Here is a 22,265-nt window from a genome sequence, read left to right as displayed (position 1 = left end):
CTCATGCACCGCCGCCGCGAGGGGGGAGGCGAGGAGTCGATCATCGACAACCCCCTCCTCCTGGCCGCCCTCATGCACCGCCGCCGCGAAGAGCGCAGCGAGTCGATCATCGAGCACCCCCTCCTGCTCGCCGCGCTCATGCACCGCCGCCGCGAGGGGGGAGGCGAGGAGTCGATCATCGACAACCCCCTCCTCCTGGCCGCCCTCATGCACCGCCGCCGCGAAGAGCGCGGCAAGTCGATCATCGAGCACCCCCTCCTGCTCGCCGCGCTCATGCGCCGCTGACAGCAGACGGTGACATCCCCTGCCCTCCGATACCCGCGAGCGCCGGCGTCGGGGGGCGGTCCGTACGGAAATCGAAGACTTGAGGAACCACAATGGCAGCTGAGTCCGGCGGACAATCGGAACGGGATCCCTTGGAGGCCTTCATCGACGAGGTCTTCGAGGAAATGGTGCGCGATGCCGGATTGCGGCATACCGGCACCGGTGTCAGACACGGGAAGGACCCACTGGCCGGAGCCCTGATGGAGGCGGCCGTGGCATCCCTTTCCCGGCCGCCCTCCCGTTCCTCGGAACTGGAGAGGGTGCTGTTCGCGCAAACGCTGGCGACCGCCCTGGCGAATGCCCTCGCGCCCGCTCTGGCGGATGTGCTGGCCTCGGAGATCATGAAGGTGCTGAACCACCACGCGGCCTCCCGAAGAGACGGCACCCACGCGACCGTCGGCGGATCCGGCCACAGCGGCCGCTCCTCCTCCCGAAGCGGCGGCCCTTCCTGACGAAAAGCCCCGCAGGCCCCGCACACCGGCCGGCCCCGATCTGATCGGCGCGCGTGACCCCGGGGCGCCCCGCCGGAACCGCGGGGCCTGCGGGGGCCGTGATGATGCTCAGCGGGCCGCTCAGCATCCTCATGGGGGCATCCGGCATCGCACAGGACACCGTGTTCGCCGCGTCCCGGTACGCCTACCGGTTCGACCTGACGGCCTGGGGCTGGATCCACCTGGTGATCGGGGTGGCGCTCGTCGTGGCCGGCCTCGGAGCCCTGACGGACCAGAGCTGGGGTCGCGGGGCCGGCCTGACGCTGGCCGGGGTCAGCCTGATCACCCAGTTCATGTTCATTCCGTACTATCCGTGGTGGTCCATCCCGGTGATGACACTCGACTTTCTGATCATGTTCGCGCTGACGAGGACCCACGGTCGGTGAACCCTGACGGCCGGGCCCCTCGCCGACGAAAGCCACGCGCTCCGCTCTCGCGCCATGTCAGCCCTGAATACCAAAGACCCCCAGCCGATACCGGCTGGGGGTCTTCTCGCATGTGGGGCTAACAGGATTTGAACCTGTGGCCTCATCCTTATCAGGGATGCGCTCTAACCAACTGAGCTATAGCCCCGCCGCGCTTTTGCGGTGTGTGTCCCGCGCGCTGACTCCTGAAGATTAGCGCACGACCGCGCCAGTCCCAAAATCGGTTGCCGGTGACCGTCGGGTCAGGGCCCCGTGAGGCGTCCGCGGGGCCTTACTCGTCCTCCGCCAGCGTCAGCTCGATGCCGCCGACGAAGCCCGCGGAGAGGTTGTAGATGAACGCCCCGAGGGTCGCGAGCGCCGTGGCCAGGACCACGTCGATCACCGCGATGATCGACGTGAACGTCAGCACGTGGGGGAGCGAGAGGAACGCCTGGAGGTCGAAGCCGTTCGCCTCGTTCGAGCCGGTCGCCTCCGAGATCGTGCCGCCGACCGTCGAGAACACACCCATCGCGTCCATGACCATCCACAGCACCGCCGAGGCGACGATCGTGCAGATGCCGAACGCGATCGAGAGCAGGAAGCTGACCTTCATCACCGACCACGGGTCGGCCTTGGCCACCCGCAGCCGCGCCTTGCGGGTGCGCGGCGCGGTCCGTGCGCCGGCGCCGGTGCGCGGCTTGCGCGTCGCACCGGCCGGGGCCTGCGCCGGGTAGGCCTGCGGCGGGTGGTACGGCCCCGCGGGCTGCTCCGGGTTCCGCTCGCCGGGCAGCGGCGAAGCCGGCCGTGCCCCACCGGCCGCGGCCGGGCCTCGGGTGTCCGTCACGGTTCCCCCTCTGGATTCCTGCTGGGATTCCTGCGTGCCGGAGGAATCCGCCACGGAAGCTTTCACCGGCTTCAGGTTCGTCGTGTGCGGGTCGTTCGCACTCGCCGCACGCGCGGCGGAGCCACGGCCGCCGCCGTCCGTCTCCGTACCCGTGGAGGTACCGGCCGATCCGGCGCCCGTGGCTCCGCTCACGATGACTCACTCCTCGTGCTACTCGGCCGAGGGTGCCTCACCCTCGTCCGTGCCGGTGGTCTCGGCACCCTCGGCGAGCTCGTCCACGGCCACGTCGCCGTCGACTTCCTCCGCCTCGCGCCCGGCCTCGGCGTTACGTGCGATACCGACCACGGCATCGCGCTTGCCCAGGTTGATCAGTTGGACGCCCATGGTGTCACGGCCCGTCTCCCTGACCTCGTTGACTCGCGTACGAATCACACCGCCGGAGAGGGTGATGGCGAGGATCTCGTCGTTCTCCTCGACAATCAGCGCGCCGACGAGCGAACCACGGTCCTCCACGATCTTGGCGGCCTTGATGCCGAGGCCGCCGCGGCCCTGGACGCGGTACTCGTCGACGGCGGTCCGCTTCGCGTACCCACCGTCGGTGGCAGTGAACACGAACGTACCGGTTCGAACAACATTCATCGAGAGAAGCTCGTCGCCCTCCCGGAAACTCATCCCCTTGACGCCGGAGGTGGCGCGGCCCATCGGGCGCAGGGAGTCGTCCGAGGCGGTGAACCGGATCGACTGCGCCTTCTTGCTGACCAGCAGCAGATCGTCGTCCGCCGAGACCAGCTCGGCACCGATCAGCTCGTCGTCCGAGCCGTCCTCGCGCTCCCGCAGGTTGATGGCGATGACACCGCCGGAGCGAGGCGAATCGTAATCCTTCAGTGGCGTCTTCTTGACCAGGCCGGACTTGGTCGCGAGGACCAGGTACGGCGCCGCCTCGTAGTCCCGGATCGCGAGGATCTCGGCGATCGCCTCGTCCGGCTGGAAGGCGAGCAGGTTCGCGACGTGCTGGCCGCGCGCGTCCCGGCCGGCCTCGGGCAGCTCGTACGCCTTGGCCCGGTAGACCCGGCCCTTGTTCGTGAAGAACAGCAGCCAGTGGTGCGTGGTGGAGACGAAGAAGTGGTCGACGATGTCGTCTTCCTTCAGCTTCGTGCCGCGCACGCCCTTGCCGCCGCGCTTCTGCGCCCGGTAGTCGTCCGTCTTCGTCCGCTTGACGTAACCGCCGCGCGAGACGGTGACGACGATGTCCTCCTCGGCGATCAGGTCCTCGATGGACATGTCGCCCTCGTACGGGATCAGCTTGGTCTGGCGGTCGTCGCCGTACTTCTCGACGATCGCGGCCAGTTCCTCGCTGACGATCCCGCGCTGGCGGACCGGCGAGGCGAGGATCTGGTTGTACTCGTTGATCTTCGCCTGGAGCTCGTCGTGCTCCTGGACGATCTTCTGCCGCTCCAGGGCCGCCAGGCGGCGGAGCTGCATCTCCAGGATCGCGTTGGCCTGGATCTCGTCGATCTCCAGGAGGCCCATCAGGCCGGTGCGGGCGACATCGACCGTCTCACTGCGCCGGATCAGCGCGATGACCTCGTCGATGGCGTCCAGAGCCTTCAGCAGACCGCGCAGGATGTGCGCGCGCTCCTCGGCCTTGCGCAGCCGGAACCGGGTCCGGCGGACGATGACCTCGATCTGGTGCGTCACCCAGTGACGGATGAACGCGTCCAGGGACAGCGTGCGCGGCACGCCGTCGACCAGCGCCAGCATGTTGGCGCCGAAGTTCGTCTGGAGGTCGGTGTGCTTGTACAGGTTGTTCAGCACGACCTTGGCGACCGCGTCCCGCTTGAGGACGATCACCAGGCGCTGGCCGGTACGGGAGGACGTCTCGTCGCGGACGTCCGCGATACCGCCGACCTTTCCGTCCTTCACCAGGTCGGCGATCTTCTGCGCCAGGTTGTCCGGGTTCACCTGGTACGGCAGCTCGGTGACCACCAGGCACTGGCGGCCCTGGATCTCCTCCACCTCGACCACCGCGCGCATCGTGATCGAGCCGCGGCCCGTGCGGTACGCCTCCTCGATGCCCTTGCGGCCCACGACGAGCGCGCCGGTCGGGAAGTCGGGGCCCTTGATGCGCTCCATGAGCGCGTCGAGCAGCTCCTCGTGCGAGACCTCGGGGTTCTCCAGGTACCACTGGGCGCCGGCCGCGACCTCGCGCAGGTTGTGCGGCGGGATGTTGGTCGCCATGCCGACCGCGATACCGGCCGAGCCGTTGATCAGCAGGTTCGGGAAGCGGGCCGGCAGAACGGTCGGCTCCTGGGAGCGGCCGTCGTAGTTGTCCGTGAAGTCGACGGTCTCCTCGTCGATGTCACGGACCATCTCCATCGACAGCGGCGCCATCTTGCACTCGGTGTAGCGCATCGCCGCCGCCGGGTCGTTGCCCGGGGAACCGAAGTTGCCGTTGGAGTCCACCAGCGGCATCCGCATCGACCAGGGCTGGGCGAGGCGCACCAGCGCGTCGTAGATCGAGGAGTCGCCGTGCGGGTGGTAGTTGCCCATGACGTCGCCGACGACGCGGGCGCACTTGTAGAAACCGCGCTCGGGGCGGTAGCCGCCGTCGTACATCGCGTACAGCACGCGCCGGTGGACGGGCTTGAGACCGTCCCGGACGTCGGGCAGCGCACGGGAGACGATGACGGACATCGCGTAGTCGAGGTACGAGCGCTGCATCTCCGTCTCGAGCCCGACGGGCTCGACACGCATCACGAGTTCGCCGCCCTCTTCGGGGGTGACGGGAGTGTTCTCGTCGGCCATTGCTGGTGAAGATCCTTCCTGGTGCGGTCAGCTGAGACCGACTCAGATGTCGAGGAAGCGGACGTCCTTGGCGTTGCGCTGGATGAACTGGCGGCGCGCCTCGACGTCCTCGCCCATGAGGACCGAGAAGAGGTCGTCGGCCTGGGCTGCGTCGTCCAGGGTGACCTGGCCGAGGACCCGGTGCTCCTGGTCCATCGTGGTCACGCGCAGCTCCTCGGCGTTCATCTCGCCGAGGCCCTTGAAGCGCTGGATCGAGTCCTCGCGGACGCGCTTGCCGCGCTGGCGGCCCATCTCGATGAGCGCGTCGCGCTCACGGTCCGAGTAGGCGTACTCCACGTCGTCACGGCCCCACTTGATCTTGTACAGCGGGGGACGGGACAGGTACACGTGCCCGGCCTCGACCAGCGGCCGCATGAAGCGGAACAGGAAGGTCAGCAGCAGGGTGCTGATGTGCTGGCCGTCGACGTCGGCGTCCGCCATCAGGATGATCTTGTGATAGCGGAGCTTCTCGATGTCGAAGTCCTCGTGCACACCCGTGCCGAAGGCCGAGATCAGCGCCTGGATCTCCTGGTTCTGGAGGATCTTGTCGATCCTGGCCTTCTCGACGTTCAGGATCTTGCCGCGGATCGGGAGGATCGCCTGGTACTGCGGGTTGCGGCCGGACTTGGCCGAGCCGCCGGCGGAGTCACCCTCGACGATGAAGATCTCGCACTTGGTGGGGTCGTTGGACTGGCAGTCCGACAGCTTGCCCGGCAGCGACGCGCTCTCCAGCAGGCCCTTGCGGCGGGTCAGGTCGCGCGCCTTGCGGGCCGCCACGCGCGCGGTGGCCGCCTGGATGCCCTTGCGGATGATGTCCGCGGCCTCGACCGGGTTGCGGTCCAGCCAGTCGTTGAGGTGCTCGTAGACCGCCTTCTGCACGAAGGTCTTGGCCTCCGTGTTGCCCAGCTTGGTCTTCGTCTGGCCCTCGAACTGCGGCTCGCTCAGCTTGACCGAGATGATCGCGGTCAGACCCTCGCGGATGTCGTCACCGGTGAGGTTGTCGTCCTTCTCCCGGAGCAGCTTCTTGTCGCGGGCGTACTTGTTGATCAGGCTGGTGAGGGCCGCGCGGAAGCCCTCCTCGTGCGTACCGCCCTCGTGGGTGTGGATGATGTTCGCGAAGGAGTACACGCCCTCGCTGTAGCCGCTGTTCCACTGCATGGCGACCTCGAGGGACAGGCTCTTGTCCTTGTCCTCGGCCTCCAGGTCGATGACCGTGGGGTGCACGGCGTCTCCCTTGCGGGAGTTGAGGTACTTCACGAAGTCGACGATGCCGCCCTCGTAGTGGTACGTGACGGTCTTGACCTCGTCCTTCTCGTCCGCACCCGCCTCGTCCGCCCCGGCGGTGGCCTTCGCCGACTCACGCTCGTCGGTGAGCTTGATCGTCAGGCCCTTGTTGAGGAACGCCATCTCCTGGAAGCGCCGCGACAGCGTCTCGAAGGAGTACTCGGTGGTCTCGAAGATCTCCGAGTCGGCCCAGAAGGTGACCGACGTGCCGGTCTCGTCCGTGGCCTCGTGCTTGGCCAGCGGGGCCGTCGGGACGCCCATCTTGTAGTCCTGCGTCCAGCGGTGGCCGTCGGTCCTGACCTCCACGGAGACCTTGGACGACAGGGCGTTCACCACCGAGACGCCGACGCCGTGCAGACCACCGGAGACCGCGTAGCCGCCGCCGCCGAACTTGCCGCCCGCGTGCAGCACGGTCAGCACGACCTCGACGGCCGGCTTGCCCTCGGAGGGCACGATGCCCACCGGGATGCCACGGCCGTTGTCGACGACGCGCACGCCGCCGTCGGCGAGGATCGTCACGTCGATGGTGTCCGCGTAGCCGGCCAGCGCCTCGTCGACGGAGTTGTCGACGACCTCGTACACCAGGTGGTGCAGACCGCGCTCGCCCGTGGAGCCGATGTACATGCCGGGCCGCTTGCGGACCGCGTCCAGCCCTTCGAGCACGGTGATGGCGCTGGCGTCGTAGGAGGCGGAGACCGCGGCGGACTCCGGGGCCTCGCCGCTCACGCCGGCGTCGGTGGACGGGATGTTCTCGTTGGGGTTGCCGGAATCGGCCACGAAGCGCCCTTTCTGGCACAGCACGAGCCGGGCTCGTCGGCGGATCGCCGGAGCGGCTGCGGCATGTTGCGTTGGTAAGCCTTGATCAGCGTTGCTCAGCTTTTCCCGGGCGGTCCCCACGATGGGGCGGGATTGGCTTCCAGTCTACCGGTAGCGCTGACATCGATGGGGGTTTGCCGGTACCTGAGTCCCCATGTGCCGCCCTCAACCGGTCTCGGCCGGGTCCCGATATACGGAAGGGGGCTCCGAGGGGCTCACAGCGGCACTCAGCCCTTCGAGCCGTCAACCCTTGGCTACTGGGGGGTCAGAAGGCGTTCCGCGCCCGATCCGGCGGTGATCCACGCCCGTGTCCGCAGGTACGACGGCACACCGAAGGAACCCCTCGACGTGAGGTACGTCACCCGTAGGTGTCGCCGGGGCCGGTGCTCCCCGGAGCCCGCAGCGGGCCGTAGCGGCGGGCCGGGCCGCCCGGGTTGAGCACCTTGATCGTCCGCACGCTGCCGTGCCCCAGATCCTCGTTGAGCCGCGCCACCAGCGTGGGGGCGAGCACCCGCAGCTGGGTCGCCCAGGCCGTCGAGTCGCAGCTCACGGTCAGCACGCGCTCGTCCTCGTCGTACCGCTGCGGCACGCAGTGCTTGGCGAGGTCGTCCCCGACGATCTGCGGCCAGCGCCCCATCACCCCGCCCACCGCGGCCGGGGTCTCCCAGCCACGCTCGTTGAGCAGGCGGTTGATCGCCGCGCCCAGCGCCATCGGATCGCGGCCGTCGGCGCGCGCGCCGGAGCGCAGTCCGCCCCCGCGCCGCGCCTGCTTCTTCTGCCGCGCCGCGTCCCCCCGCGCGCGTGCCTGCTCCTTCGCGGCGCGCAACGCCACGCGCGCGAGGTCGACCCCCGAGGGCTCCGCCTTGCCACGTGCCTTGTCGCGTGCCGTGTCCGGGCCGGTCCTCCGGGTGTCCGGTGCGGGTTCGTCGGTGCTCATACGCGTTCCACCGTCCCACCGGCCACCGCGTAGCGGGCACCGGCCAGCACCTGGGGTACGTCGTCGTCCACGGCGGCGGTGACCAGCACCTGCTCACCGGGCGCGACCAGTTCCGCCAGCCGCTCGCGGCGACGGGCGTCCAGCTCGGCGAAGACGTCGTCCAGGATCAGCACCGGCTCGTTGCCCTCGGCCCGCAGCAGGTCGTAGGAGGCCAGCCGCAGGGCGAGGGCGTAGGACCAGGACTCGCCGTGGGAGGCGTACCCCTTGGCGGGCAGCTGACCGAGTTTGAGCAGCAGATCGTCCCGGTGCGGGCCCACCAGGGTCACGCCCCGCTCGATCTCCTGCTTGCGCGCCTCCGCCAGCGCCGCCATCAGCTGGGCGCAGAGGTCCTCGCGCGTGTGCGCCTCGCCCGGCGCGGACGGCTTGTACTCCAGCGAGACCGGCCCGCCACCGGGGGCCAGCTGCTCGTAGGCCTTGTCGGCCAGCGGATGCAGCGCGGCGATCAGGTCCATCCGCTGCGCCAGCAGCTCCGCACCCGCGCGCGCGAGATGCTGGTCCCACACGTCCAGGGTGGACAGGTCCATGGAACGCCCGCCGTGCCGGCGCGCGAGCGCGGCCGTCTTCAGCAGGGTGTTGCGCTGCTTGAGCACCCGCTCGTAGTCGGAGCGCACGCCGGCCATGCGCGGCGAGCGCGCGGTGATCAACTCGTCGAGGAACCGCCGCCGTTCACCCGGGTCCCCCTTCACCAGCGCGAGGTCCTCGGGCGCGAACAGCACCGTCCGTACGATCCCCAGCACGTCACGCGGTCTGACCTGCGCGGACCGGTTGATGCGGGCACGGTTGGCCCGGCCCGGGTTCAGCTCCAGCTCGATCAGCTGCTGCCGCTCGCCCTGCCGGACCTGCGCCCGTACGACGGCCCGCTCGGCCCCCATGCGGACCAGGGGGGCGTCGGAGGCGACGCGGTGGCTGCCCAGCGTCGCCAGATACCCGACCGCCTCCACGAGGTTGGTCTTGCCCTGCCCGTTGGGACCCACGAAGGCGGTGACGCCCGGGTCGAGCGGAACCTCGGCCCGGGCGTACGAACGGAAGTCGGCCAGCGAAAGATGCGTGACGTGCATGGTCGTGCGCCGACCTCCCCCAGGGTTGTGGATCGCGGAGCGACCCTGTGGATTACTTCTTCTCTACGGCGTGACCACCGAACTGGTTGCGCAGCGCGGCGATCATCTTCATCTGCGGCGAGTCGTCCTGCCGGGAGGCGAACCGCGCGAACAGCGACGCGGTGATCGCCGGCAGCGGTACCGCGTTGTCGATCGCGGCCTCCACGGTCCAGCGTCCCTCACCGGAGTCCTGTGCGTAACCGCGCAGGCCCTCCAGGTGCTCGTCGTCGTCCAGCGCGTTGACCGCGAGGTCGAGCAGCCAGGAGCGGATGACCGTGCCCTCCTGCCAGGAGCGGAAGACCTCGCGGACGTTCTCCACGGAGTCGACCTTCTCCAGCAGCTCCCAGCCCTCGGCGTAGGCCTGCATCATGGCGTACTCGATGCCGTTGTGGACCATCTTCGCGAAGTGGCCCGCACCGACCTTGCCGGCGTGCACCGAGCCGAAGTCGCCCTCCGGCTTCAGCGCGTCGAAGACCGGCTGCACCTTGGCGACGTTCTCGGCGTCGCCGCCGTACATCAGCGCGTACCCGTTCTCCAGGCCCCAGACGCCGCCGGAGACGCCGCAGTCGACGAAGCCTATGCCCTTGGCGGCCAGCTCCTCGGCGTGCTTCTCGTCGTCCGTCCAGCGGGAGTTGCCGCCGTCCACGACCACGTCGCCGGGCTCCAGCAGCTCGGCCAGCCGGTCGATGGTCGACTGGGTGGCCTCACCGGCCGGGACCATCACCCAGACCACCCGCGGACCGCTGAGCTTGCCCACCAGCTCTTCCAGGCTGTGGACATCCGCGAGGTCCGCGTTGCGGTCGTATCCGATGACGGTGTGGCCCGCGCGGCGGATCCGCTCGCGCATGTTGCCGCCCATCTTGCCGAGGCCGACGAGACCGAGCTCCATCAGTTGTGTTCCTTAGGTCGCTGTGTGGCGTGAGAGGCACCTGCGTGCCGAGCCGAGCCTAAACCCGGACGCTCATGCACAGCTGTGGGCATACGCGCTCATGCGTGCCCCCTCGGATCGGCGGCTGACCTGCGGCTTCTCGAGCGTCGCCGTCCGTCCACGGCCGTCCGTCCCAGCCATGAGCGCCGGGTACCCACAGGAGGCACCCGGCACTGTGCACAGCTGTGGACAACGTCAGCCGCTGAGCCGCACCGGCATGATCAGGTACTTGTAGGCGTCGTCGGCCTCGGCGTCCACCGCCGGCTTGCCGCTCAGCAGCGCCGGCTTCGTGGACGTCGTGAACGACAGCTGCGCCACCGGCGAGTCGATCGCGCTCAGACCGTCCAGCAGGAACGTCGGGTTGAAGGCGATCGAGATGTCGTCGCCCTCCAGCTGCGCGTCGACCCTTTCCACAGCCTGTGCGTCGTCGCTGGAACCGGCTTCCAGGATCAGCACGCCCTGCTCGAAGCTCAGCCGCACCGGGGTGTTGCGCTCGGCGACCAGGGCCACACGCTTGACGGCCTCCACGAACGGGGCGGTCTCGATCACGGCGACGGAGTTGAACTCGGTCGGGAACAGCGTGCGGTACTTCGGGAGGTCGCCCTCCAGCAGCCGCGTCGTCGTGCGACGACCGGCGCCCTCGAAACCGATCAGGCCCTCGCCCGCGCCCGAGCCGGACAGCGCGAGGATGACGCTGTCACCGCTGGTCAGCGCCTTGGCGGTGTCCTGGAGCGTCTTGGCGGGCACCAGGGCGACCGCGGAGACGTCCGGGTTCTCCGGCTTCCACAGGAACTCGCGGACCGCGAAGCGGTAGCGGTCGGTGGAGGCCAGGGTGACCGTGTCGCCCTCGATCTCGATGCGCACACCGGTCAGCACGGGGAGCGTGTCGTCACGGCCGGCGGCGATGGCCACCTGGGAGACGGCGGCGGCGAAGACCTCGCCGGGGACGGTGCCCGTCGCGTTCGGCATCTGGGGCAGTGCCGGGTACTCCTCCACAGGCAGGGTGTGGAGTGTGAATCGCGAGGAGCCGCAGACCACGGTCGCCCGTACACCGTCTGTGGAAATCTCCACCGGCCGATTGGGGAGCGCGCGGGAGATGTCCGCGAGCAGGCGGCCGGAGACCAGGACCGTGCCGTCCTCCTCGACCTCGGCCTCGACGCTCACCTTCGCGGAGACCTCGTAGTCGAAGCTCGACAGGCTCAGCTGGCCGTCCTCGGCCTTCAGCAGCAGGCCGGCGAGGACAGGCGCCGGCGGACGGGCCGGGAGGCTGCGTGCAGCCCACGCCACTGCCTCCGCGAGTACGTCGCGTTCCACCCGGATCTTCACCGTAAGCCGCCTCCTGCTGTTGCTACTGAGTCCTCCGACTCGGTGTCGCCGCCCTCTGTGACGGGAAGGACACCGGGGACCAGTCTGACGCACGGCACTGACAGTAGGTGCCCGTCGGGGTCAAGTCGGTCCGAGGGGCAGCCGGACGCGAGACGGCGAGTTGTGCACAGGCCCCGCTTCGAAACGATTGCCGAGCTCTCTCTAGTCGGGAGTAGTAGTAGGGCCTGTGGATACCGTGGATAACCACGTTTGCCCAGCTCAGCACAGCTTTTTTATCCACTGCCCCTGTGGGTGGAGGCGGTGGACAACCCGGGGTCTCTGTGGAGAACAAGAAGTTCTGCACACACCGCCCACAGGACGAGGGCAGTTCTCCCCAGCTGTGTCCCCAGGAATACCCAGGTTTCCCACACCCCAATCCGGCAGCCTCCTGTGACGGCTTTCACTCGACGCGGTGACCGCGTGCGTCGGGTTGCCGAACAGTGGACAGCCATGTGGAGAAGCGGGTGATCGCTGGGGACAACCGCCCTCAGCCTGTGGGCCGCCGGTGGAAAACTTCGTGCACAGGCTGGGGACAGACACGTTGTCCACAGTCTGTGGAGATCCTTCGTCCACGATTCCACAGGCCCTTGAGCTGGGCGGAAGCCGTGGGGCCAGCTTCCCTGTGGACGCAGCTCGGGACAACTCCACAGTCCCCAGGATGTGGACGGAAGAAAGTCACCGAATCTGTGGAGAGTGGCCGTAACCAGGCAAGTAATCGAACACCGGATGACAGGGGAGAAACGGTCCACAGCGCCGTGCGCGGCAGCTCCGGCCGTCCGGGAGCCCCCGCGAGGGCCTCGGGACGGCGGCGCGAGGTGCACGCGAGGGCCTCGGGACGGCCGCGTGAGGTGCACGCGAGGGCCTCGGGACGGTCGCGTGAGCTGCACGCGAGGGCCTGAGGGGGCCGGAGGGCGGCTGTGAAGGTGTCGAGTGGCAGCTGCGACGCCTTCACCGGAACCTCCCCGGGTGCCTCCCCCGGGTGCCTCCCCCCGGTGCCTCCTCCTCGGGGTCGCGTCCTCGGGTCACGCCCTCGGCGTCTGCCTCCGGTACGCCGAAGGGCGCCCCCGGGATGCTTTCCCGGGGGCGCCCTTCGCGTCGGCGTACGGCCGGCTCAGCCGTTCTTGATGCGGTTGGTCAGCTCGGTGACCTGGTTGTAGATCGAGCGTCGCTCGGCCATCAGCGCGCGGATCTTGCGGTCGGCGTGCATGACGGTCGTGTGGTCACGGCCGCCGAACTGCGCGCCGATCTTCGGCAGCGACAGATCCGTCAGCTCGCGGCACAGGTACATCGCGATCTGCCGGGCGGTGACCAGCGCGCGCCCGCGCGAGGTGCCGCACAGGTCCTCGACCGTCAGCCCGAAGTAGTCCGCGGTGGCCCCCATGATCGCCGTGGCCGTGATCTCCGGCGCGCTGTCCTCGCCGCCGGGGATCAGATCCTTCAGGACGATCTCCGTCAGGCCCAGGTCCACCGGCTGCCGGTTGAGCGAGGCGAACGCCGTCACCCGGATCAGCGCGCCCTCCAGCTCACGGATGTTCCGTGAGATCCGGGAGGCGATGAACTCCAGCACCTCCGGCGGGGCGTTGAGCTGCTCCTGGACCGCCTTCTTGCGCAGGATCGCGATCCGCGTCTCCAGCTCGGGCGGCTGGACGTCGGTGATCAGACCCCACTCGAAACGGTTCCGCAGCCGGTCCTCCAGCGTGACCAGCTGCTTGGGCGGCCGGTCGCTGGAGAGCACGATCTGCTTGTTGGCGTTGTGGAGCGTGTTGAACGTGTGGAAGAACTCCTCCTGCGTCGACTCCTTGTCCGCGAGGAACTGGATGTCGTCGACGAGCAGGATGTCCATCTCGCGGTAGCGCTTGCGGAAGCTGTCGCCCTTGCCGTCGCGGATGGAGTTGATGAACTCGTTGGTGAACTCCTCCGAGCTGACGTACCGCACCCGTGTGCCCGGGTAGAGGCTGCGCGCGTAGTGCCCGATGGCGTGCAGCAGATGGGTCTTGCCGAGTCCCGACTCGCCGTAGATGAACAGCGGGTTGTACGCCTTCGCCGGCGCCTCGGCGACCGCGACCGCCGCCGCGTGCGCGAACCGGTTGGAGGCGCCGATGACGAACGTGTCGAACAGGTACTTCGGGTTCAGCCGTGCCGTCGGCTCACCCGGGCCGCTCGTCGGTGCCGGCTGCGCGCCCAGCGGACCCTGGGCACCCCCCGAGGACACGTCCGGGCGGCCGGTGCCACCGCGGTGCGCCGGCGGTTCGGGCAGCTCACGGCGGACCGGGTCGCGCTGGTCGTACTCGGTCCGGGACGGGTCGTACTCGGGGCGGCCCGGGTCGTACTCCGGGCGGGACGGCTCGTAGTCCGCGCGCGGGCTGTCGTAGTCGCCGCGCTGCTTCTCGTACGGCGGCCGCTCCCTGCCCTGCGGGCGGTAGTCCTGGGGCGGCGAGCCGTAGGCGTCCCCACCGGAGCCGTAACCGTCCTGGGAGGACGGCGAGGCGTACGGGTCGCGCTCGGGGAAGCCGAGCCGGGGCTGCTGCCAGCCGTACTCGTCCTGGGAGGAGCGCGGCCAGGCGCCCGGCTCGGGCCGCTGGTACTCGGACGGGTAGGCCGGGCGCGCGGTGGGGAGCTGGTCCTGGCGCGAGGGCGGGAGCTGCTCGGGGCGTGGCTCGCCGCCCGGGAGCTGCTCGGAGCCACGGTGGCGGCCATAGCCCTCGTACGGGCCGGACGGCAGCTCCGGCTCCTCGTAGCGCGGCTTGGGCGCCTGCTGGGCGGGGGGCGCCGGGGGAGCCGGCGGTTCGCCCGCCGAGTCGTCCACGGTGATGGCGATCCGGATGGGCCGGCCGCACTCGCGGCTCAGGGTCTCGCTGACGATCGGCGCGAGACGGCCCTCCAGGACGTTCTTCGCGAACTCGTTCGGTACGGCGAGCAGCGCGGTGTCCGCGACCAGCGCGAGGGGCTGGCAGCGCCGGATCCAGTGCTCGTCCTTCGCCTCGACACCCTGCCCGCGGCCCTCCCCGAGGAGTTGCTCCAGTACGCGTGGCCACACTGCGGCAAGATCGGCAGGTACGTCAGCCACAGGGCACGCTCTCTCACAGGTCCCACGAACGTGTGGTTCAGGGACGGGTTGGGATGAAAATCAGGTCGGGCGGGGATATGGGAACGAATCGGGGTTCAGCCACGGTAGTCAGCGCGGCGGGTGCGGTTCAAGTTGTTGTCCCCAGCCTGTGGATAGTGTCTCTCGGTGACCCTCGGTTTGACCGGATGGCGCGGCCCCGCGTACCGTAACCAGGTCGAGTTGTCGATGGCTGCTGCCGCCTGCCTCCGATGGGCACAGATCACTTCGGGTGATCGGGAAGCGGTGCACTCGGGCGTGAAGCGAGCTACTCGTGGGCGCACGGTGACAGCCAGGACGGCACCCCGCCACTACCGATTCTTTCTGGAGCCCCCGAGTGAGCAAGCGCACCTTCCAGCCGAACAACCGTCGTCGCGCGAAGACCCACGGCTTCCGGCTGCGTATGCGCACCCGTGCCGGCCGCGCGATTCTCGCGTCTCGCCGTAGCAAGGGTCGCGCCCGCCTGTCCGCCTGATCCCGATCAGGTCATGACGTCGTGCTGCCCACCGAGAACCGGCTGAGGCGGCGCGAGGACTTCGCGACCGCGGTACGACGAGGTCGTCGGGCCGGACGCCCGACCCTCGTCGTCCACCTTCGTAGCGGTGCCACGGACCCGCACGCGCCTGGGGAGAGCGCTCCCCCGACGCGTGCGGGTTTCGTCGTGAGCAAGGCAGTGGGTGGAGCGGTTGTGCGCAACACAGTGAAGCGCAGACTGCGTCATCTGATGCGTGACCGAGTCGCCCTGTTTCCCCCCGGTAGCCTGGTAGTCGTACGAGCGCTGCCCGGAGCGGGCGACGCAGACCACGCACAGCTGGCCCGAGACCTGGATGCCGCCCTCGAGCGGCTACTGGGAGGGGGCGCGCGATGAAGTACCCGCTGCTGGCTCTTATCAAGCTGTACCAGTGGACGATCAGTCCGCTGCTGGGGCCGGTGTGCAAGTACTACCCGTCGTGCTCCCACTACGGCTACACGGCCATCGACCGGCACGGTGCGATCAAGGGAACGGCACTCACCGCCTGGCGCATCCTCCGGTGTAATCCGTGGTCGCTCGGCGGTGTGGACCACGTCCCACCGCGCAAGCGTCCCCGGTGGCACGAAATGCTGCGCAACGCTTGGCGCGCACGCAAGGGCGGGCCCTCCGCCGGCGAACCGGCCACCGGAGCGAAGCCCGAGAAGCACGCTTCCGAGCTTCCTCCGAGCCCGGCCGCAGAGACCTCGTCCCATGCCCAAGGAGCATGATTAGTGGACACGATTGCCAGCCTCTTCAGTTTCATCACCTGGCCCGTCTCCTGGGTCATCGTTCAGTTCCACGCGGTGTACGGAGCGATCTTCGGGCCCGACACCGGGTGGGCCTGGGGCCTGTCCATCGTGTCCCTGGTGATCCTGATCCGCATCTGCCTGATCCCGCTCTTCGTGAAGCAGATCAAGGCCACTCGGGCGATGCAGACGCTCCAGCCCGAGATGAAGAAGATCCAGGAGCGCTACAAGAACGACAAGCAGCGTCAGTCCGAAGAGATGATGAAGCTGTACAAGGAGTCGGGTACCAACCCGCTCTCCTCGTGCCTTCCCATCCTGGCGCAGTCCCCGTTCTTCTTCGCCCTGTACCACGTGCTCAACGGCATCGCGTCGAACAAGACGATCGGCGTGATCGACCAGGGTCTGCTGGAGAGCGCGCAGAAGGCGCACATCTTCGGTGCCCCGCTGGCCGCCAAGTTCTTCAGCAGCGAAGCGCAGGTCACCGCGCTCAACGCCTCGCTGACCGACGTCCGCGTCGTCACGGCCATCATGATCGTGCTGATGTCGGCGTCGCAGTTCTACACGCAGCGCCAGCTGATGACGAAGAACGTCGACACCACGGTGAAGACGCCGTTCATGCAGCAGCAGAAGATGCTGATGTACGTCTTCCCGGTCATGTTCGCCGTCTTCGGTGTGAACTTCCCGGTCGGTGTCCTCGTCTACTGGCTGACCACCAACGTGTGGACCATGGGCCAGCAGATGTACGTCATCCGCAACAACCCGACCCCGGGTTCCAAGGCTCAGGCCGCCTACCTGGAGCGCCTGACCAAGCACGTCACGCAGCACGGCAAGGTCAGCCGCCGCAGCGAGAAGGCCATCGTCAAGGCGATCGTCTCCAAGGGCCGCGACCGCAACGAGTTCGAGCGCAAGTTCGTCAACTCGCTGAACAAGGCCGGCCTCGCTGCTCAGGCCGACGGCACCGTGACGAGGAGCGCGGCCCAGGCCGCGGCGCAGACCGAGGACGGTACGGCCACCGACACCATCACGGCCACCGCCACCGCCGCCCGGCGTCAGCAGCCCAAGCGCCAGACCAAGGCTCAGCGTCAGTCCGGCAAGCAGACGGGCGATTCCCCGTCGCTCGAGAAGTCCGACGAGCCCCAGGACGCCAAGCCCGCCGCTGCCCAGCAGCCCCAGAAGCCCGGCTCCGGCACCCGCAGCAAGGCCCAGTCCGGCCAGCGCAAGGGTGGCCCGCAGCGGCCCAAGTCCCCGTCCAAGAAGTAAGAAGGAGCTCATCCCGTGACGGAAGGCACCACCTCCGCCGCTGCCGAGGGTGCAGACACCCTCTCCCGCCTGGAGCAGGAGGGTGAGATCGCGGCGGACTACCTGGAGGGTCTGCTGGACATCGCCGACCTCGACGGCGACATCGACATGGACGTCGAGGCCGACCGTGCCTCTGTGTCGATCATCAGCGACACCGGCGGCCGTGACCTGCAGAAGCTGGTCGGCCGGGACGGCGAGGTGCTGGAGGCGCTGCAGGAGCTGACGCGCCTGGCGGTGCACCGGGAGACCGGCGACCGCAGCCGTCTCATGCTGGACATCGCGGGGTACCGGGCCAACAAGCGGTCCGAGCTGTCCGAGCTGGGCGCCAAGGCCGCCGCCGAGGTGAAGAGCACCGGCGAGCCCGTGAAGCTCAAGCCGATGACCCCGTTCGAGCGCAAGGTCGTGCACGACGCGGTCAAGGCCGCCGGGCTGCGCAGCGAGTCCGAAGGCGAGGAGCCGCAGCGCTTCGTCGTCGTGCTGCCCGCCTGATCGGCCCCCTCATTTCACCGGCCCCGTCTGTTGAGCAGGCGGGGCCGAACTTTGTCAGCCTGTAGTTCTGGTGGCCGGTGTGTGAAGCGCCGGCGCTGTACGGAAGGACGGTCCCCGTGACGGAGGCAGCGGAGCTTCCCCCCGCGCCCGAGCAGGCGCGGGAAGTATTTGGTGAGCGCTTCGCCGATGCGGTTCGCTATGCGGAGCTGCTCGCCGAGGCGGGCGTGCAGCGTGGGCTGATCGGCCCGCGGGAAGTGCCTCGCCTGTGGGAGCGGCACCTGTTGAACTGCGCGGTGCTCTCCGAGGCCGTCCCGCACGGCGTGACGGTCTGCGATGTCGGCTCCGGTGCCGGGCTGCCGGGCATCCCGCTGGCCCTGGTTCGCGAGGACCTGAACATCACCCTGTTGGAGCCCTTGCTGCGGCGCACCAACTTCCTCACCGAGGTCGTCGAACTGCTCGGCCTGAACCATGTCACCGTGGTGCGCGGGCGCGCCGAGGAGGTCCTGGGCAAGCTGCCCCCGGTTCATGTGGTGACGGCACGCGCCGTGGCCCCGCTGGACCGCCTGGCCGCCTGGGGCATCCCGCTGCTGCGCCCGTACGGCGAGATGCTCGCGCTCAAGGGCGACACCGCCGAGGAAGAGCTGAAGGCCGCGTCCACCGCTCTCAGCAAGCTCGGCGCGGTCGAGACGTCCATCCTGCATGTGGGCGAGGGCGTGGTGGATCCGCTGTCCACCGTGGTGCGGGTCGAGGTCGGGGAAAGCCCGGGCGGTGTGCGCTTCGCCGCCAAGCGTGCGAAGGCGGCCCGTGCCGGTCGTGCTCGCCGCCGTCGGTGAGTGGATGGGCGGGCCCTGCTGATCCGTCCTGAGGACGGGACGTACTCCACACAAGCTGCCAAAGCTATGCAAGCCGGAGTGTCGCAGAGGCCCGGTCGTCGGCGCTGTGCATCGTGTTTCACGTGAAACGTCGCTCACTGTTGCACGGCATCATCAGTCGTGGCCGCGCTGCGGCCGAACCTCGCGACCGAAAGCCGCTCGGTTCACTCGCAGAGGGTCCCGCTTTGTCGGACACTCCGTCCCCCGGCCGGGGCACGGAGTTGTCCACAGAGGTGGATTTCTCCACAGAAGACCAGGCCTCACTGGTTCACGACCCCGAAGGCATGGGAGGCTCTGTTCATTGCGAGCCTGAAGTCGAGGAGAGTGAATCCTTGCGGTCCGACGCCAACATCGCGGGACCGATGACCGATCCGGTCCCCGGTCCCCGTACCGAGTCGACGGGGGCGGATGTTTCACGTGAAACACCGCCTCCGATGGACGACACTCCCATCGGTCGTGCGGCCCAACTGGCGGTGGAGGCTCTCGGCCGCGCCGGCGAAGGTCTGCCGCGACCAGAGCAGACCCGAATCATTGTGGTCGCCAACCAGAAGGGCGGCGTGGGTAAGACGACGACGACCGTCAACCTTGCCGCATCGCTGGCTCTGCACGGTAGCCGCGTCCTGGTGATCGACCTCGACCCGCAGGGCAACGCGTCCACCGCCCTCGGAATCGACCACCACGCCGAGGTGCCCTCGATCTATGACGTGTTGGTGGAGAGCAAGCCTCTCGCCGAGGTCGTCCAGCCCGTCGTCGATGTCGAGGGCCTCTTCTGCGCCCCCGCCACCATCGATCTCGCCGGTGCGGAGATCGAGCTGGTGTCCCTGGTGGCCCGGGAGAGCCGGCTGCAGCGGGCCATCCAGGCGTACGAGCAGCCGCTGGACTACATCCTCATCGACTGCCCGCCCTCGCTCGGCCTGTTGACGGTCAATGCGCTCGTCGCAGGCGCCGAGGTACTCATCCCGATTCAGTGCGAGTACTACGCACTGGAGGGCCTCGGGCAACTCCTGCGCAATGTCGACCTGGTACGGGGGCACCTCAACCCCACGCTGCATGTGTCGACCATCCTGCTCACCATGTACGACGGCCGGACGCGTCTCGCTTCCCAGGTCGCCGAAGAGGTGCGCACCCATTTCGGCGACGAGGTGCTGCGGACGAGCATTCCCCGCTCGGTCCGTATCTCCGAGGCGCCGAGCTACGGGCAGACGGTGCTGACTTACGATCCTGGATCGAGCGGCGCCCTCTCGTATCTTGAGGCGGCACGAGAAATCGCGCTGAAGGGCATCGGCATCAGCTACGACGCGAGCCAGGCCCACATCGGCGCTCAGAACGACCCGAGCATGGTGGAGGGGATCCAGTGAGCGAGCGACGGAGGGGGCTGGGACGTGGTCTCGGCGCACTGATCCCCGCTGCCCCGACCGAGAAGACTCCGGCCCCGGCGGCGATGGGTGGCGGAGCGTCCACCTCCCCCGCGGCCGTCCCGGTGCTGACGACCGACCGCGGAGTGGCCGCGGCGAAGGTGGCCACGCTGCCGCCCGTCACACAGGAAACCGAGGCGGAGCCGGCAAGCCCGGCCGTCGAGGTACCGGCGCCCCCGATGGGTGCCCACTTCGCCGAGATCCCGCTCGACGCCATCACACCGAACCCCCGTCAGCCGCGTGAGATCTTCGATGAAGACGCGCTTCAGGAGCTGGTCACCTCCATCACGGAGGTCGGTCTTCTCCAGCCGGTCGTGGTGCGGCAGGTGGGCCCCGCCCGCTACGAGCTGATCATGGGCGAGCGCCGCTGGCGCGCCTGCCGCGAGGCCGGTCTGGAGGCCATCCCGGCCATCGTCCGGGCCACGGACGACGAGAAGCTCCTCCTGGACGCGCTGCTGGAGAACCTGCACCGCGCGCAGCTGAACCCGATCGAAGAGGCGGCTGCCTACGACCAGCTGCTGAGGGACTTCAACTGCACGCACGACCAGCTGGCCGACCGTATCGGGCGCTCCCGCCCTCAGGTCTCCAACACCCTGCGTCTGCTGAAGCTGTCCCCGACCGTCCAGAAGCGGGTGGCCGCCGGGGTGCTCTCGGCCGGCCATGCGCGGGCGCTGCTGGCGGTCGAGGACTCGGAGGAGCAGGACCGGCTGGCGCACCGGATCGTGGCCGAGGGCCTGTCGGTGCGGTCCGTGGAAGAGATCGTGACGCTGATGGGCTCGCGCCCGCAGAAGGCTTCGCGCTCCCGGGGCCCCCGAGCCGGTTCGGTGCCCTCTCCGGCGCTGAGCGAGCTGGCCACCCGCCTCTCGGACCGCTTCGAGACGCGGGTGAAGGTCGAGCTGGGGCAGAAGAAGGGCAAGATCACCGTCGAGTTCGCCTCCGCGGACGATCTTGAGCGGATCCTCAGCACGTTCGCCCCCGGCGAGAAGCTGGCCCTCCAGAAGAGCCTTCAGGAGAGCGACGGCGAGGAGACGCAGGACTGATCCTCGGGCGGTGCCGCCCGGGAGAGGCAGCGGAGCGGGCCGTGTCCGGTGTGTACCGGAACACGGTCCGCTCTTTGCTTTGAGGCGGTATCGAGTGAATGCCATCGTGGATACGATGCGATCAGGTATGGCACATCCACCGGACAGCATCAGCATCTGTGAGTGGGAAGACGGGGGCCATGCGATCGATGAGCCGCACCGGACTGGTGAGTGCCGTCCTGAGCCTGGGAGCGGTCGGCGGATTCGTCGGCAGCCTGCTCAGGGAACGCAGCGCTCTGACAGCCGCCCGGGACGCGGCGGGCGAAGGAAGCGAGGATCAGCCTTCATGGGGCGTCGGCTTGTGCCGCTCACGCTGGACAACCTTCAGGACCTTCCCCACCGATGCCGCTCCTGTGTCTTCTGGGAGCTGGACCCCGTCAGTGGCGAAGCGGCGGTGAAGGGGGGCACCTCCGCGCTGGAGAAGGAGGGCTGGATCTCCGCCGTGCTGCTGGACTGGGGGTCGTGCGGCCGGGTGGTCTACGTCGATGACGTACCAGTGGGCTTCGTTCTTTATGCTCCGCCCGCCTATGTCCCTCGTTCGACGGCCTTCCCCACGAGTCCGGTCTCACCGGACGCCGTCCAGTTGATGACGGCGTTCGTCATGCCCGGCTATCAGGGGCAGGGGCTGGGCCGGGTGCTGGTGCAGGCGGTCGCCAAGGATCTGCTGCGCCGGGGCTTCAAGGCGATCGAGGCGTTCGGTGACTCCCGCTGGGAGGAGCCCGCCTGTCTGCTGCCGGCCGACCATCTGCTGGCCGTGGGCTTCAAGACGGTCCGGCAGCACCCCACGCACCCCCGGCTGCGGCTGGAGCTGAGGTCCACGCTCTCCTGGAAGGAGGACGTGGAGATGGCACTCGACCGGCTTCTCGGAGCGGTTCAGAAGGAGCCTGCGCTGAGACCGCTGTAGCGGAGCGAAGCGGCCGTCTTATGCGAATGGGCCAACCCGAGAGGGTTGGCCCATTCGTGTTTCACGTGAAACGTCACTGAGCGATGAACTCTTCGAGGTCCCGGAGGAGCGCGGCCTTGGGCTTGGCACCGACGATGGTCTTGGCGACCTCGCCACCCTGGTAGACGTTCAGGGTCGGGATGGACATGACGCCGTACTTGGCGGCCGTGCCCGGGTTCTCATCGATGTTGATCTTGACGATCTCGATCTTGTCGCCGTACTCCGCGGCGATCTGCTCCAGGGACGGAGCGATTTGGCGGCAGGGGCCGCACCAGGCCGCCCAGAAGTCCACCAGGACGGGCTTCTCGTTGTTGAGGACTTCCTGGTCGAAGGAGTCGTCAGTAACAATCTTCAGGTTGCCGGCCACGGTGGGCTCCTTACCTTGGTCGTGCGGTGGGGCGAGGAAGGGGGAAG

At 68.7% G+C, this 22,265-nt stretch carries 21 protein-coding genes and 1 tRNA gene; 12 read left to right on the top strand and 10 right to left on the bottom strand.

What is annotated here, in order from left to right:
• The 3 genes from ACZ7KF_RS15585 to ACZ7KF_RS15575 all read left to right on the top strand — a co-directional run.
• Positions 1-285: hypothetical protein (locus ACZ7KF_RS15585; RefSeq protein WP_471073937.1), on the top strand; the 285-nt coding region annotated here is incomplete at its 5' end.
• A gap of 92 nt (positions 286-377) precedes the next feature.
• Positions 378-776, top strand: coding sequence for a hypothetical protein (locus tag ACZ7KF_RS15580; protein ID WP_471073934.1), 399 nt, complete (start codon positions 378-380; stop codon positions 774-776).
• 101 nt (positions 777-877) lie between these two features.
• Positions 878-1,201 (top strand): DUF7144 family membrane protein, encoded by a 324-nt coding sequence (locus tag ACZ7KF_RS15575; protein ID WP_471073932.1) that lies wholly within the window; start codon positions 878-880, stop codon positions 1,199-1,201.
• Between the two features lie 113 nt (positions 1,202-1,314).
• On the opposite strand, the gene ACZ7KF_RS15570 is transcribed toward ACZ7KF_RS15575, so the two are convergent.
• The 9 genes from ACZ7KF_RS15570 to dnaA all read right to left on the bottom strand — a co-directional run bounded on the left by ACZ7KF_RS15570 (position 1,315) and on the right by dnaA (position 14,461).
• Positions 1,315-1,388 (bottom strand) — tRNA-Ile (locus tag ACZ7KF_RS15570).
• 123 nt (positions 1,389-1,511) lie between these two features.
• Positions 1,512-2,255: a DUF3566 domain-containing protein gene (locus tag ACZ7KF_RS15565; protein ID WP_471073929.1), complete on the bottom strand. Its 744-nt coding sequence runs from the start codon at positions 2,253-2,255 to the stop codon at positions 1,512-1,514.
• An 18-nt stretch (positions 2,256-2,273) separates the two neighbouring features.
• Positions 2,274-4,868, bottom strand: coding sequence for a DNA gyrase subunit A (gene gyrA / locus ACZ7KF_RS15560; RefSeq protein ID WP_471073927.1), 2,595 nt, complete (start codon positions 4,866-4,868; stop codon positions 2,274-2,276).
• A 42-nt stretch (positions 4,869-4,910) separates the two neighbouring features.
• Positions 4,911-6,992, bottom strand: coding sequence for a DNA topoisomerase (ATP-hydrolyzing) subunit B (gene gyrB / locus ACZ7KF_RS15555; protein WP_471073924.1), 2,082 nt, complete (start codon positions 6,990-6,992; stop codon positions 4,911-4,913).
• A gap of 373 nt (positions 6,993-7,365) precedes the next feature.
• On the bottom strand, positions 7,366-7,944 hold the full coding sequence (locus tag ACZ7KF_RS15550) for a DciA family protein (RefSeq protein ID WP_471073921.1): 579 nt from the start codon (positions 7,942-7,944) through the stop codon (positions 7,366-7,368).
• The gene (gene recF, locus ACZ7KF_RS15545) at positions 7,941-9,062 is read right to left on the bottom strand and encodes a DNA replication/repair protein RecF (RefSeq protein ID WP_471073918.1); all 1,122 of its coding nucleotides are present in this window, start codon (positions 9,060-9,062) and stop codon (positions 7,941-7,943) included. Before recF ends, ACZ7KF_RS15550 begins: the two co-directional genes overlap by 4 nt.
• Before the next feature lie 52 nt (positions 9,063-9,114).
• Positions 9,115-9,990 carry a phosphogluconate dehydrogenase (NAD(+)-dependent, decarboxylating) gene (gnd, locus tag ACZ7KF_RS15540; RefSeq protein ID WP_471073915.1) on the bottom strand — a complete coding sequence of 292 codons (876 nt, stop codon included), beginning with the start codon at positions 9,988-9,990 and terminating at the stop codon, positions 9,115-9,117.
• A gap of 234 nt (positions 9,991-10,224) precedes the next feature.
• A complete protein-coding gene (dnaN, locus tag ACZ7KF_RS15535) occupies positions 10,225-11,355 on the bottom strand; it encodes a DNA polymerase III subunit beta (RefSeq protein ID WP_225824243.1) in 1,131 nt (376 codons plus the stop codon).
• A 1,150-nt stretch (positions 11,356-12,505) separates the two neighbouring features.
• A complete protein-coding gene (dnaA, locus tag ACZ7KF_RS15530) occupies positions 12,506-14,461 on the bottom strand; it encodes a chromosomal replication initiator protein DnaA (RefSeq protein ID WP_471073911.1) in 1,956 nt (651 codons plus the stop codon).
• Positions 14,462-14,834: 373 nt separating this feature from the next.
• On the opposite strand from dnaA, the gene rpmH reads away from it, so the two are divergent.
• From rpmH to ACZ7KF_RS15485, 9 genes are all read left to right on the top strand, one after another.
• A complete protein-coding gene (gene rpmH, locus ACZ7KF_RS15525; protein WP_003956500.1) occupies positions 14,835-14,972 on the top strand; it encodes a 50S ribosomal protein L34 in 138 nt (45 codons plus the stop codon).
• A gap of 21 nt (positions 14,973-14,993) precedes the next feature.
• Positions 14,994-15,365 (top strand): ribonuclease P protein component, encoded by a 372-nt coding sequence (gene rnpA / locus ACZ7KF_RS15520; RefSeq protein WP_079080991.1) that lies wholly within the window; start codon positions 14,994-14,996, stop codon positions 15,363-15,365.
• A complete protein-coding gene (gene yidD / locus ACZ7KF_RS15515) occupies positions 15,362-15,736 on the top strand; it encodes a membrane protein insertion efficiency factor YidD (protein WP_471073908.1) in 375 nt (124 codons plus the stop codon). The genes rnpA and yidD overlap by 4 nt, the downstream gene beginning before the upstream one ends.
• Before the next feature lie 3 nt (positions 15,737-15,739).
• Positions 15,740-17,014, top strand: coding sequence for a membrane protein insertase YidC (yidC, locus tag ACZ7KF_RS15510; RefSeq protein ID WP_471073905.1), 1,275 nt, complete (start codon positions 15,740-15,742; stop codon positions 17,012-17,014).
• Positions 17,015-17,029: 15 nt separating this feature from the next.
• Complete coding sequence (locus ACZ7KF_RS15505; RefSeq protein ID WP_471073902.1) at positions 17,030-17,542, top strand: Jag family protein; 513 nt, start codon at positions 17,030-17,032, stop codon at positions 17,540-17,542.
• 116 nt (positions 17,543-17,658) lie between these two features.
• Entirely contained in the window at positions 17,659-18,375 is a 717-nt protein-coding gene (gene rsmG, locus ACZ7KF_RS15500) for a 16S rRNA (guanine(527)-N(7))-methyltransferase RsmG (protein ID WP_471073899.1), read from the top strand.
• 323 nt (positions 18,376-18,698) lie between these two features.
• Positions 18,699-19,772 (top strand): ParA family protein, encoded by a 1,074-nt coding sequence (locus ACZ7KF_RS15495; RefSeq protein ID WP_471074499.1) that lies wholly within the window; start codon positions 18,699-18,701, stop codon positions 19,770-19,772.
• Complete coding sequence (locus ACZ7KF_RS15490; protein WP_471073896.1) at positions 19,769-20,869, top strand: ParB/RepB/Spo0J family partition protein; 1,101 nt, start codon at positions 19,769-19,771, stop codon at positions 20,867-20,869. The genes ACZ7KF_RS15495 and ACZ7KF_RS15490 overlap by 4 nt, the downstream gene beginning before the upstream one ends.
• Positions 20,870-21,194: 325 nt before the next feature.
• On the top strand, positions 21,195-21,812 hold the full coding sequence (locus ACZ7KF_RS15485) for a GNAT family N-acetyltransferase (RefSeq protein WP_471073893.1): 618 nt from the start codon (positions 21,195-21,197) through the stop codon (positions 21,810-21,812).
• A gap of 73 nt (positions 21,813-21,885) precedes the next feature.
• On the opposite strand, the gene trxA is transcribed toward ACZ7KF_RS15485, so the two are convergent.
• Positions 21,886-22,218: a thioredoxin gene (gene trxA / locus ACZ7KF_RS15480; RefSeq protein WP_471073890.1), complete on the bottom strand. Its 333-nt coding sequence runs from the start codon at positions 22,216-22,218 to the stop codon at positions 21,886-21,888.
• Positions 22,219-22,265 lie beyond the last annotated feature (47 nt).

This window comes from Streptomyces sp. NPDC038200, from assembly GCF_055600785.1.
Note: the sequence above shows the minus strand (reverse complement) of the source record. Positions and strands in the feature narration are given on the sequence as shown.